Annotated in this window: 11 protein-coding genes and 1 pseudogene; 6 read left to right on the top strand and 6 right to left on the bottom strand. The window is 63.8% G+C overall.

The window, feature by feature from the left end:
* Window positions 1-159: 159 nt before the first annotated feature.
* From OKW38_RS35135 to OKW38_RS35120, 4 genes are all read left to right on the top strand, one after another.
* Entirely contained in the window at window positions 160-1,275 is a 1,116-nt protein-coding gene (locus tag OKW38_RS35135; protein ID WP_429365192.1) for a succinylglutamate desuccinylase/aspartoacylase family protein, read from the top strand.
* Between the two features lie 329 nt (window positions 1,276-1,604).
* Entirely contained in the window at window positions 1,605-2,783 is a 1,179-nt protein-coding gene (locus OKW38_RS35130; protein WP_429365191.1) for a porin, read from the top strand.
* 363 nt (window positions 2,784-3,146) lie between these two features.
* Complete coding sequence (locus OKW38_RS35125; protein WP_429365190.1) at window positions 3,147-4,439, top strand: MFS transporter; 1,293 nt, start codon at window positions 3,147-3,149, stop codon at window positions 4,437-4,439.
* A 43-nt stretch (window positions 4,440-4,482) separates the two neighbouring features.
* A complete protein-coding gene (locus OKW38_RS35120) occupies window positions 4,483-5,538 on the top strand; it encodes a serine hydrolase domain-containing protein (protein ID WP_429365189.1) in 1,056 nt (351 codons plus the stop codon).
* A 130-nt stretch (window positions 5,539-5,668) separates the two neighbouring features.
* Here OKW38_RS35120 and OKW38_RS35115 read toward each other — a convergent pair whose 3' ends face one another.
* The 3 genes from OKW38_RS35115 to OKW38_RS35105 form a co-directional block, all read right to left on the bottom strand.
* Window positions 5,669-7,402, bottom strand: coding sequence for an IlvD/Edd family dehydratase (locus OKW38_RS35115; protein ID WP_429365188.1), 1,734 nt, complete (start codon window positions 7,400-7,402; stop codon window positions 5,669-5,671).
* 230 nt (window positions 7,403-7,632) lie between these two features.
* Entirely contained in the window at window positions 7,633-8,058 is a 426-nt protein-coding gene (locus tag OKW38_RS35110) for a DUF1801 domain-containing protein (RefSeq protein WP_429365187.1), read from the bottom strand.
* Between the two features lie 257 nt (window positions 8,059-8,315).
* Window positions 8,316-9,107, bottom strand: coding sequence for a DUF899 domain-containing protein (locus tag OKW38_RS35105; protein ID WP_429334185.1), 792 nt, complete (start codon window positions 9,105-9,107; stop codon window positions 8,316-8,318).
* 297 nt (window positions 9,108-9,404) lie between these two features.
* On the opposite strand from OKW38_RS35105, the gene OKW38_RS35100 reads away from it, so the two are divergent.
* Entirely contained in the window at window positions 9,405-9,848 is a 444-nt protein-coding gene (locus tag OKW38_RS35100) for a VOC family protein (RefSeq protein WP_429365186.1), read from the top strand.
* Window positions 9,849-9,901: 53 nt separating this feature from the next.
* On the opposite strand, the pseudogene OKW38_RS35095 reads toward OKW38_RS35100, so the two are convergent.
* Window positions 9,902-10,189: pseudogene (locus tag OKW38_RS35095) on the bottom strand (BON domain-containing protein); the annotation flags it as partial.
* Between the two features lie 126 nt (window positions 10,190-10,315).
* Here OKW38_RS35095 and OKW38_RS35090 point away from each other — a divergent pair.
* The gene (locus OKW38_RS35090) at window positions 10,316-11,446 is read left to right on the top strand and encodes an IS110 family transposase (protein ID WP_090803864.1); all 1,131 of its coding nucleotides are present in this window, start codon (window positions 10,316-10,318) and stop codon (window positions 11,444-11,446) included.
* A gap of 185 nt (window positions 11,447-11,631) precedes the next feature.
* On the opposite strand, the gene OKW38_RS35085 is transcribed toward OKW38_RS35090, so the two are convergent.
* On the bottom strand, window positions 11,632-11,826 hold the full coding sequence (locus tag OKW38_RS35085) for a hypothetical protein (RefSeq protein WP_429365185.1): 195 nt from the start codon (window positions 11,824-11,826) through the stop codon (window positions 11,632-11,634).
* Between the two features lie 30 nt (window positions 11,827-11,856).
* Window positions 11,857-13,002, bottom strand: coding sequence for a porin (locus tag OKW38_RS35080; protein ID WP_429365184.1), 1,146 nt, complete (start codon window positions 13,000-13,002; stop codon window positions 11,857-11,859).
* Between the last annotated feature and the right edge of the window lie 27 nt (window positions 13,003-13,029).

Here is a 13,029-nt window from a genome sequence, read left to right as displayed (position 1 = left end):
TCGTGTGGCATATCGGCTAAGATCGTGCGAGACGCGGCTCCCCTGAGACAGGTTGCCGCAGTCCGCGCATGCGGACCACGCGCGCTGCCGGCGCGCATCTTTCCCCTTGCAATCAACCACCTAGCGCGGCTGCTCCGAACGGGCCGCGAAGCCAAAACCATGCAAACCCAGACCCATCCGCTGATTGCCCCGTCGCTTGGCACCGCCCGTGAACTGACGAGTTTCCACTACGGTCCCGGCGGCGGCCAGAAAATCTATATCCAGTCGTCCCTGCATGCGGACGAACTGCCCGGGATGCTGGTGTCGTGGTCGCTGCGCCGCAAGCTGGCCGCGCTCGAAGCCGCGGGCAAGCTGCATGGCGAAGTCGTGGTCGTGCCGGTGCCGAATCCGATCGGCCTTAATCAGCATCTGCTCGGCCAGATGCTCGGCCGCTTCGAAACCGGCAGCGCGCAGAACTTCAACCGCAACTTCTACGACCTCGCGGAACTCGTGCAGCCGTTCATCGAATCGCGTCTGACCAGCGACATCGACGCGAACCGCGCCGCCATCCGCACGGCGATGCGCGAAGCGCTCGACGCGCAGCAGCCGACCACCGAACTCGGCTCGCAACGCCTCGCGCTGCAAAAGCTCTCGTACGACGCCGACGTCGTGCTCGATCTGCATTGCGACTGGGAAGCCGCGATGCACCTGTACACCAATCCGGACCTGTGGCCCGAAGTCGAGCCGCTCGCGCGCTACCTGGACGCGAAGGCGTCGCTGCTCGCGCTGAATTCGGTCGGCAATCCGTTCGACGAAATCCACAGCTTCTGCTGGTCGGATCTGCGCGGCCGTTTCGGCGAGCGCTTCCCGATCCCGAACGGCGGCATCTCGGTCACGATCGAGCTGCGCGGCCAGCGCGATGTGTCGTACGAACTCGCGGAAAAAGACGCGCAGGCGATCATCGAGTATCTGACCTCGCGCGGCGTGGTCGACGGCGAGCCGGCGCCGATGCCGGCGCTCGAATTCGCGGCGACGCCGCTCGCGGGCGCCGAGCCGCTCGTCGCGCCGATCAGCGGTGTGCTCGTCTATCGCTGCGAGGTCGGCACGTGGGTGGACGTGGGCCAGCAAATCGCGGATATCGTCGATCCGTTGACGGACCGCGTCGTCACGATCAAAAACACCGTGGCCGGCGTGCTGTACGCGCGGCATCTCGCGCGTTTCGCGACGGCCGGCCTCGAATTCGCGCGCATCGCCGGCCAGACGCCGTTCCGCAGCGGCTCGTTGCTGAGCAACTGACCCCAGAGCCGCTGCGACCGTCGCTGCTGTCGCGGCCGGCCATGTAACTGAATTTTCACGCACCAGCTGAAATAACCGATCGCCCGCCGCCAGGCGGGCGATTCGCTGCCACGCGTCCAGCCTCACTCCAGGGTCGACCGACCCGCCCCGCCACCGATACACCTGCCTCCGGTGCACACGCAAAGTGTCGCGTCGACACGACACCGTGAAAATAATTTTTCAGTGTCACAGACCTTACTCAGCGTTCCCTTAAATTGCCGGCCATCGCGCGACGTTGCCGCAGAGCAGCGCGTCGCGATCGCCAAAATTTGCTAACCCGGAGAAGTATTTTGAACAAGAAAATCCTGACCGCCGCTACGTTTGCCGTCTTCGCCTCCGCCGCTCACGCACAAAGCAGCGTCACGCTGTACGGCCTGATCGATGCCGGTATCAGCTACGTGAACAACTCGAAGACGGCCACCGGCCACAGCAGCCTGACCAAGTACGACGACGGCGTCGCGAACGGCAGCCGTTGGGGCCTGCGTGGCACGGAAGACCTCGGTAACGGCCTGAAGGCGCTGTTCGTGTTGGAAAACGGCTTCAACAGCGGGAACGGCACCGCCGGCCAGGGCGGCGCGATGTTCGGGCGCCAGGCGTACGTCGGCGTGTCGCAGAACAACGTCGGCTCGCTGACGTTCGGTCGCCAGTACTCGTTCTCGACCGACTACCTCGGCTCCAACTACGCGACCGGCGGCCAGACCGTCGCGGGCAACTACGCTTACCACATCAACGACGTCGACCAGCTCACGTCGAGCCGTATCAACAACTCGGTCAAGTTCAGCAGCGCGAACTTCTCCGGCCTGACCTTCGGCGCGATGTACGGCTTCTCGAACACGGCAGGCGGCTTTGCCGGCACGCCGGGTACGGGCACGTCCACTGCCCCGGTGGCAGGTTCGTCGCGCGCTTACAGCTTCGGCGCGAACTACGCGAACGGCCCGTTCGGTATCGGCGCGGCGTACACGGACATCCGTTATCCGGGCCAGGCATCGCCGGCCTTCTCGACTTCGCTGGCAAACGTCAGCTTCCCGACGATCGGCAACGACCAGATCCAGGATCTGCGCACGTTCGGCGTTGGCGGCCGTTACGGATTCGGCCCGGCGACGCTGTGGGCCCTGTACACGAACACGCGCCTCGCACCGATCTCGGGTGGGTCGACCACGTTCGCCGCCTACGAAGCAGGCGCGAAGTACGCGGTCACGCCGGCTATCACGGCAGGCGCGGGCTACACGTACATGCACCTGAGCGGCGCGAACGTCGGTCACTGGAACCAGGTGGACCTGAGCGGCGACTACGCGCTGTCGAAGCGCACGGACGTGTACGTGCTCGGCATCTATCAGATCGCGTCGGGCCGCAACGGCACGCAGGATCTGCAGGCACAGATCGGTTCGAGCACGAGCTACTTCAGCACGTCGGGCGTCGGCGCCGACAACCAGTTGGCGTTCCGTGTCGGTCTGCGTCACAAGTTCTAAGCAGACGGTTCGCGGCAGGGAACACCTGTGTTCCCTGCCTGATTGAATCGATGGAAAGCGCCCTGCGGGGCGCTTTTTCTTTTGCGGCGCGAAATCGGTCGAGCAACGCCGGATTCTCGATCGCGCCCGTCAGCAATTCGACGAACGCCGGATCGAACGCGAGGCCTTCGAGACTGCATGCGATATCGAATAGCTGGGTCAGCTCGATTCCGCTTTGCCGTTTCGGCAACGATATCTGCCAAATATTGTAATTGTCTATAAATATCGTCCACCCCAACATCGGGTCACACGCTTCGATCCCGCGCCCGCGCCGCTCACGCGACACTGCCGGCGCGCCTCCCAATGCCGCCAGAGGACTTCGTCATGAGCATGGACTCCGTCACCACCGCCGACGCGCTCGCGCGGCACACTTCGCGCTCGAGCGTATCGCGGCTGATTCTCGCGACCTCGATCGGCAACGCACTGGAGTTCTACGATCTGGTCGTGTACGGCTACTTCGCGGCCGTGCTGTCGCGCACGTTTTTTCCGGTGCACGACCGCACCGTATCGCTGCTGCTCACGCTCGGCACCTTCGCGCTGTCGTATCTCGCGCGACCGATCGGCGCGCTCGCGCTCGGCTCGTTCAGCGACCGCAAAGGCCGCAAGGCATCGTTGACGCTATCGATTGCGATGATGACGCTCGGCACCAGCATGATCGCGCTGATGCCGTCTTATGCGGCGATCGGCGTGCTCGCGCCGATTGGCGTATTCGCGTCGCGGCTGTTGCAGGGATTCTCGGCGGGCGGCGAGTTCGGCAGTTCGACCGCGTTTCTGATCGAACATGCGCCGGAGCGCAAAGGCTTCATGGCGAGCTGGCAGTTCTCGAGCCAGGGCGCGAGCACGGTGCTGGCGTCGCTGTTCGGCGCGGTGTTGACGAGCACGCTGACGACCGTGCAACTCGAAGGCTGGGGCTGGCGCATTCCGTTCCTGTTCGGCATGCTGATCGGTCCGGTCGGGCTCTACATTCGCCGCCGCATCGACGAAACGCCGGAATTCGAGCGCACGGAAAAATCCGCCGCGCCGGTGCGAGAACTGCTCGCGACGCAAAAGGAACGGGTGCTCGTGTCGATCGGCGTGCTCGTGCTGACCACCACGGCCAACTACATGCTGCTCTACATGCCGACCTACGCGGCGCGGCAGCTCGGACTCGCACCGTCGTCGGGCTTCATCGCGACGCTCGCGGCCGGTCTGATCATGATGATGCTCACGCCGCTCGTCGGTCATCTGTCCGACAAGGTGGGCCGCGTGCGCATCATGCTCGGTGCCGGCGTGCTGTTCTTCGCGACCGTGTATCCCGCCTTCGTGCTGATGAACGCGCGCCCGTCGCTCGGCTCGTTGCTTGCCGCGGTCACGTGGGTCGCGTTGCTGAAGGCGACCTACTTCGCGCCGATTCCGGCCTTGATGTCCGAGTTGTTCCCGACCCGCACGCGCACGACCGGCATGGCGTTCGGCTACAACATCGGCACCACCGTGTTCGGGGGCTTCACGCCGCTCGCCGTTGCCGCGCTGATCGCGGCGACCGGCAATAATCTCGCGCCCGGACTCTATCTGATGCTCGCGGCCATGCTCAGCCTTTTCACCGTGATGTGGGCACGCGTGCGACTGCACGCACGCTGAGTCTCTGCCTCGCGGGCTTCGTTGAACCGACAGGAACTTATCCATGCAAGACCGTTTGCAGCAAGCCGTGCAGTTCGCGGTGGATCATGAATCGCTTTGGGACCGCCATGTGGGTGGCGCATGGGGGGTGCACGTAAACGACCCGCCGCCGTGGAACAGGCTGCTCGGTCCCGTGCATGATCGCGGGCCGGTGTCGGGCGCGATCGCCGTCGACGGCCGCGTGCTGACGAGCTGGGGCGAACCGGATCGCGCCGACCTGACCTTCAGTGTCGCGAAGATGTACCTCGCGCTGCTGGCCGGCGTCGCTCACGATCGCGGCCTGTTGCCCGACGTCGACGAACCGGTGCGCGTGCGCGTGCCCGACATCGGCTTCGACGACGAACACAACGCGCCGATCAGCTGGGCGCATCTACTGCAGCAAACGAGCGAATGGCGCGGCACGTACTTCGGTTTGTCGGATCAGGCGGATCACTACCGTGCGGTCAATTTCGCCGCGCCGCCCGATGGCAAAAAAGGCGATCTGCGTCCGCCGCAACCGCCGGGCACGTACTGGGAATACAACGACGTCCGCATCAACCAGTTCTCGCTCGCGCTGCTGCATCTGTTCCGTCAGCCGCTGCCCGAGGTGTTTCGCGAAGCGATCATGCGGCCTTCGGGGGCGAGCGAAAACTGGCAATGGGTCGGCTACGACAATGCGTGGGTCGAAATCGACGGGCGACGCATGCAGTCGGTGCCGGGCGGCACGCACTGGGGCGGCGGTATATCGGTCAGCGCGAACGATCAGTTGAAGGTCGCACAGATGCTGCTCGACGACGGCGTCGCGAACGGCCAGCGCGTGCTGTCGTCCGAATGGATCGCGCGCATGCGCACGCCGTGCGCGATCGCGCCGTTCTATGGCTACCTCGTGTGGCTCAACACCGGGCGCAAGGTGTTCCCGAACGTGCCGGAGTCGAGCTATTTCGGTGTCGGCGCAGGCAGTTCGTTCACGTGGGTCGAACCGGAGCGGCGCATGACCGTGGTCGTGCGCTGGCTGAATCCGGCCGCGGCGAACGAGTTCTTCGGACTCGTGCTCGACGCGGTCGACAACCTCGGCCAATAGCCATTAGCGGCGCACCTTCCAAGGCAGCTGCGCCGCAAACGCCAACCACAGGTCATAAAAAAATGCGGGCGATGCACGAATGCATCGCCCGCACGGTCATGGGCCGAGCCGTTGCCGTTGCAACGGCGCGTCAGTGCGAATGCCGCGGCACCGCGGAACCTCGACACCCCACGAGGAAGTCGAGGTCGCAACCCTCATCGGCCTGCAGCACGTGATCGATATACAGGCGCCGGTAGCCGCCACCTTCCGGCGGCGGGGGCGGCACATGCTGCGCGAGACGGCGCTCGAGTTCCGCGTCGCTGACATCGAGGTGCAGCGTGCCCGCGTCGCAATCGAGCTCGATCCAGTCGCCGTCCTGCACCGCGGCGAGCGGGCCGCCGGCCGCCGCTTCCGGCGTCACGTGCAGCACCACGGTGCCGTAGGCGGTGCCGCTCATGCGCGCATCGGAAATGCGCACCATGTCCTTCACGCCCTGCCTCAGCAGCTTCGGCGGCAGGCCCATGTTGCCGACTTCGGCCATGCCCGGATAACCCTTCGGCCCGCAGTTCTTCATCACCAGCACCGAATTCGCGTCGACGTCGAGCGTCTCGTCGACGATGCGCGCCTTGTAGTGCTCCAGGTTCTCGAACACGACCGCGCGTCCGCGATGCTTGAGCAACTCGGGTGTCGCCGCCGACGGCTTCAGCACCGCGCCGCGCGGCGAGAGATTGCCGCGCAGCACGCGGATGCCGCCATCGGCGACGAGCGGCTTGTCGAGCGGACGGATCACTTCGTCGTTGGTGTTGGGTGCATCCTTCACGTTGTCCCACAGCGACTTGCCGTTGACCGTCAACGCGTCCGGATGCGGCAGCAGGTTCCCTTCGCCGAGCCGGCGCAGCACGGCCGGCAGGCCGCCCGCGTAATAAAACTCTTCCATCAGGAAACGGCCCGACGGCATCAGGTCGACGATCGTCGGCGTGTCGCGGCCGATGCGCACCCAGTCGTCGAGATCAAGATCGATACCGATGCGCCCTGCGATCGCCTTCAGATGAATCACCGCGTTGGTCGAGCCGCCGATCGCCGCATTGACGCGAATGGCGTTGACGAACGCCTCGCGCGTGAGGATCTTCGACAGCTTCAGGTCTTCGAGCGCCATTTCGACGATCCGGATTCCCGACATATGCGCAAGCACATAGCGGCGCGAGTCGACCGCGGGAATCGCCGCGTTGTGCGGCAGCGACGTGCCGAGCGCCTCGGCCATGCAGGCCATCGTCGACGCGGTGCCCATCGTGTTGCAGGTGCCCGCCGAGCGCGACATGCCCGCCTCGGCCGACAGGAACTGATGCAGATCGATCTCGCCGGCCTTCAGCGATTCGTGCAGCTGCCACACCGCGGTGCCAGAGCCGATGTTCTTGCCGTCGAGCTTGCCGTTCAGCATCGGGCCGCCGGTCACGACGATCGCCGGCACGTCGCAGCTCGCCGCGCCCATCAGCAGCGCGGGGGTCGTCTTGTCGCAGCCGGTCAGCAGCACGACCGCGTCGATCGGATTGCCGCGGATTGCCTCCTCGACATCCATCGCCGCGAGATTGCGCGTGAGCATCGCGGTCGGACGCAGATTCGATTCGCCGTTGGAAAACACCGGGAACTCGACCGGGAAGCCGCCCGCTTCATAGACGCCACGCTTCACGTGCTCGGCGAGCTTGCGAAAGTGCGCGTTGCACGGCGTCAGCTCGGACCACGTGTTGCAGATACCGATCACGGCACGCCCGTCGAACTCATGATCGGGAATGCCCTGATTCTTCATCCAGCTTCGATACATGAAGCCGTTCTTGTCAGCCGTGCCGAACCACTCGGCCGAGCGCAATTTCCGCTTTTTTTCCGACATACTAGGTCCTTGATGCATGTGCCGGGACCCCTCACCGGCCAATTTGACTGAAGCGGCCCGCCCGGCGCTACGGCGCAAGGTTGCCGCTCAGTGTCCAGGGGTGGATGGTGAAGTGTACGGAGCGAGTTGATATCTTTCCAATTATATTTTGGGTGATATCGATATCAATTCTGGTATCGACCCACCGGGGTTCGCGGCGCGGCGGGGCTGGCGAGCAGACTGTGCCGGCCTCAGGCGTCGCCAGACGCCCGCTTACGGCCGGCTTTCGGTAGTGCGCCGCGCATGTTCTGCTTCAGATGATTCTGGTTATAGTCGATTGCGGCGCGCACCAGCGCTTTCAGTGCGCGCTCGTCGACCCCGTCGCTCTCGAAGAAGTCGATGGCGCGCCGCGCGTTGCCTTCGAGGCCTGCGTTGAACAAGCCGTCCGGGTCGGCCAGGCCCGCGCCATGCGCGAAGGTCAGCTTGACCTTGCCCTTGTGGGCGTTGGCGACCGCGATCATGCCGTCGCGCGACCAGACCGGGCTACCCATCCACTTGAATTCCTCGACGATCGCCGGGTCCGCCGCGAGCACGCATTGACGGATGCGAGCGAAGGTCGCGCCGCGCCAGTCGGTGAGTCCCGCGAGCAGTTCGTCGATACGTTCGGATGCGTTCATTGGAGTGCGGCCCTCGTAAGCGGGGAAACGAAGCGGTTGAACCGATAGGATGCCGTAACGACTCTGTCATTGTAATCTCCGCCTGGATTCGTGGCTGGCGCACCGCCGTTCCACGAGCGCGCTCAATACGACGACGCGATTTCAAACATCGAACGTACCGCGATACTGCTTATCCGCATCCGGGCATCGCTTCACAGTTTGCCCGCAGGCTGCAGCATCGGACGGAGAAACGACAGGGATCGATGATTCGTCAGGCGCTAGTCGTCGCGTTTCCGAAACGCAGCCTCTCCGGCATCTGACACCTCGACCCACTTCGGATCGGGAGCCGCGCCGGGGACGTAAGTGTCGTTCCAGTTCCACCACTTGTACGGTCGGCTCTGCGGGTAGCCCTCCGGCGAATCCTCCCACGTCTCCTGCCGCCCGAGCGCCGTCATGTCAAGGTAGCTCCAGATCGTGCCCATCGCCTCGTCCCCACGGCCGTTAATGAAGTACGTTCGGAACACCCGCTCGCCGTCCCGGATGAACGCGTTGTGGCCGTGCCATTCGTCCACGCCGAAGTCGGCGTCGAAACTATCGGTGATGGTGTACCAGGGGATCATCTCCCAGCCCATCCGGGTCTTCAGCCGCGCGATATCGGCTTGCGGCGCGCGGGACGCATACACAAGCGTAGTGTCGCGAGCGTGCAAATGGGCAAGGTGGGAGACCTGATCGGCCCCCAGGGAACAGCCAATGCACGCATGCTCTGGCCACCCGTGCACGCCGGGCTCGAAAAAGGCGCGATAGACGACCAACTGGCGGCGGCCGTTGAACAGGTCGAGCAGGCTTACCCTGCCCTCCGGGCCGTCGAACGCATACGTTTTTTCCACGGCAAACCATGGCATCCGCCGTCGCTCGGCGGCCAGCGCATCGCGGGCACGTGTCAAGGCTTTCTCCTTGACGAGCAGCTGCTCGCGCGCGGCCTCCCACTCTTGCCGCGACACAATCGGTGGTGTCTTCATGGCAAGCTGTCCATCTTTCCCACGCTTCTCAGGTGACTTGATCGTCGTCATCGTAACCTCCGGGTTAGAGCGATGTCCTGTGCGTTCGGGTCGGAAGGCGATTCGCTCACCGGGCATCGCTCGCTACTGATGATGGGGTAGTTTAGGCCGCCGGACATCGAATGATGGGAGTGACAAATGTGACGCGATTCAGGTGCGGCTTGATTCAGAAGGAGCAGCGCTAGCGACCTCGATTCATCGTTGGTCAAAAGGCGATGGAATCCCGTGGGTAGCCAAGCGACCGCTTAGCGGATCGGGGCAGACTATTATGTCCGCCAACCCATATTCGCCCACCACCAGGAGGTGACGATGAACGCGATCCACGAGCTCTACCCCTATCTGCGCGTGCGCAACTCCGCACGGGCTATCGAGTTCTACGCGCAGGCATTCGGCGGCGTCGAGCAGTTTCGCCTGACCGAGCCAGGCGGCCGCATCGGTCATGCCGAAGTGAAGATCGGTCCCGCGACCGTGATGCTGTCCGATGAATATCCCGAGCACGACATGCTCGGACCGACCGGCGACAGCCGGCCGAGTGTGCTGCTGCATATCCACTGCGACGACGTCGACGAGCTGTTCGCACGAGCGGTTGCAGCGGGCGCAACCGTGGTCCGCCCGCTAACCGATCATTTTTATGGCGAGCGCTCGGCGACCGTGCGCGATCCATTCGGCCACGAATGGATGCTCGGCGCGCAGATCGAAGCGCTCACGCCTGAAGAGATGCAGCGCCGTTACAGGGCGCTGTTCGACAGCTAGTGGATTGTTATATTGGGCTCCTCGCGCTTAATCCCCCGATGCGTGAGCTCTTTTTACATCCCGCCGAACGGCTTTTCCACCGTGAGCTTGTTGGTCACCGAAGTCACCCCCGGAACACCCTTCGCGATCTCCGCGACCTGATTGATCTGGGAAACCTCGGTGACCGTGCCGCTCAGCGTCACCGCGCCGCCTTTTGCGATGACGCTTATATTGCCGGCGCTGATCTCCTTGTGCTTGCCGATCGCGGCATACACCTGCCGACGCAGCGCGCGATTGGCTTGCCTCGAGCTGACGGGAGCGGCTGCGCTAGCTGACATCGCGGGTGCGCCCGAAGCTGCACTAGTCAGTATGACTCCGCGAGGTAGAGGCTGGCCCGCCGCGAGGACTCAAACGCGGGTTAGTATTTCTGCCAGAGCCGCACGGTGTGGACAGGGCCACACCCGGCGATATCCATCACGGAGGCCAGCGTGGAAAAAGATATCACACTGTACGTAGGGCTCGACGTTCACAAGGATTCGATCACGGTTGCCTATGCGCTGGGCACAGGCGAGGTCGAACTGCTCGGCAAGATTGGCACGACGAAGACGGATATTGATCGGCTGTGTACGCGCCTGCAATCGAAGGCGCGGCACATCCGCATCGTCTACGAGGCGGGCCCGTGCGGCTATGGACTTTATCGTCAGCTCGTGCAGAAGGGATTCGACTGCCTGGTGTGCGCGCCGTCGCTGATTCCGAAAAAGCCGGGCGATCGGGTCAAGACTGACCGGCGTGATGCGATCAAGCTGGTGCGGTCGCTGCGCGCCGGCGACCTGTCAGCGGTGTACGTGCCAAGCGTGGAAGACGAAGCATTCCGCGATCTGGCTCGCGCGTGGGTCAGCGCCAAGGACGATCTTAAGCGTGCGCGGCAACGGCTGAAGGCCTTTCTGCTCTTGCATGGCGTGCGCTATGCCGGCCGCGCCGACTGGGGACCTGCGCACCGGCGCTGGCTCAGCGCCTATGCTTTCGACAGCGTCTGGCAGCAACTGGCGTTCGAGGAGTATCGGCGCACGATCGAGGATCGCCTGGCGCAATGCGACCGGCTGGAGGCCGCGTTGCGCGAGGCTGTCGTCAACTGGCGATTCTATCCTGCCGTGCTGGGCCTGCAGACGATGCGCGGCGTGCAGTTCACCACGGCAGTGGGCATGCTCGCTGAGCTCGGGGATCTGTCACGCTTCGCCCACCCGCGCCAGCTGATGGCCTGGCTGGGGGTGACGCCATCCGAACACTCGTCGGGCGACAAGCGCCGTCAGGGCAGCATCACCAAGAACGGCAACAGCTATGCAAGAAAGTTGCTGGTGGAAGCGGCCTGGAGCTACCAGCATCCGGCCCGCGTGAGCCCCGAAATCCAGCGCCGCCACGAAGGCATCCCCAAGCCCATCGTTGACCGCGCCTGGGACGCGCAGATGCGCCTGTGCCGACGCTACCGGAAGCTCCTCGCGCGCGGCAAGCAGAAGAATATTGCGGTGGTCGCGGTCGCTCGCGAACTCGCCGGTTTCATCTGGGACATCAGCCAGCTCGCCATGTCGCTCTCCGTACGGCCCGAGGTGCGCATGGCGTGACCGAACCCTTGAGCAACAAGTAAATCAACCTCACCACCCGAGCAAGAGTTTCCTGAAAGCGGCGTAGCCCGGCACCCGAGCAACCCGCGAGACGGTTAGGCAACGGATTTGATTCGACTTGCGGCACTAGATAGCGGCAGGCTCGCTGGGCGGACTTCTGTAATGCGGTAACCAACCCGCGGATATCAGCATGATCCACCGTCGAGATTTACTGCTACGTCGCCCTCAGGAAATTCAGATGGCAGCTCAAAACCCAAAACCGATCCCCTCTTGACAAGCGGAGTCATATCAGCCGTCTGGCCCGACTGCGACCATGCGTTGCTCGACGCGGCCAGAATCAATATGGCAATCGCCAACGCGCGTGCCTGAATGCTGTTCATCGAATACTCCAGTTGTTATAGGCGACGTAATCAGAAGTTATGGCGGATGCCGACCATGGCCGCCGTGGTGGACACGCCAGGCGCAACCGGGGCGCCATAGACGATGGTCTGGTTCATGGTCCCCCTGTTGTTGACATAACCCACCTGCGCGTAAGCCTTGGTGCGCCGGGACAGGTTGTATTCCGCGCCCACGGCGAACTCGCCCGAATGGTTCGCCGAGTTGTTCTTGTCTTTCAGGTAGTAGTACCCGGACGTGATCTTGAAACGCGGATTGAACTGGTAGCCGAGGCCCCCCGAGATCATTTCGAAGTCCGCGGTGTTGGTATGGGCCGGGTTCTTGCCGGCGCCGTACGAGGCCGACACCGAAAATCCGGCGATCGTGTACAACGCACCGAAATAGTAGAAACGGTTGTTCGCAAGCCCGGTCGCGGGGATAGCGGGCGCCGCCGGGTAGGTGATCGGGTACGGGTTGGTATCGTGGCCGTTGTAATACAACGCGGACAGATTCAGACCGTAGTTCGAATACTTGAGCACGGCCGACTCGCGCGTACCGCCCTGGAACTGACCGGCGACGCCGCCCGGCGCGTACTCGAGCGCGAGCGACGCGCCATGGAATTTCGGCGAGTTGTAGACGAGCGCGTTGCTGTCGTACAGCGCGCCGATCGGCGCGTTCGTGCTCGTGCCAGGCCAGCCGGCCGCCTGATTGATGCCCAGCCACGCGGTCAGAACACTGCCGAAATACTGCGCGCCGCGGACGTCGGTTTCCGCCATCGCGTAGATCATCGGAATGATCTGCCGGCCGGCGTCGAAGGTACCGAACGGCCCCGATGCGCCGACCGTCGCGAACTGGTTGAAGATCGCCGTGGTGCCCGGCGTGTCGGACAGACCGAACTTGCCGTTCGTGGTGTTGAACGCACCCTGCAGCTTGAAGTTGATCTTGTAGCCGCCGCCGATGTCTTCGCTTCCCTTCATACCCCAGAAGCTCGAATAGATACCGCCGTCCTTCAGCTGATAAATTTTGCCCGTGTTCGGCGCGTGCGGCAGAAAGGTAGCGGCCGATGTGCTCTGATACAGCAGCCCCGTATCGACTACGCCATAAAGCGTCACTGACGACTGCGCATGAGCCGCGGTGGCGAAAACGGCCAACACGACAGCGCTGCTTGATTTCAACTTCATTGCGTCTCCTTCGCGTACCGGCGGTGG

Source organism: Paraburkholderia sp. MM5496-R1, from assembly GCF_050436205.1.
Lineage (GTDB): Bacteria > Pseudomonadota > Gammaproteobacteria > Burkholderiales > Burkholderiaceae > Paraburkholderia > Paraburkholderia tuberum.
The sequence above is the reverse complement of the archived record's forward strand: the minus strand, read 5'-3'. Positions and strand labels throughout refer to the sequence as shown.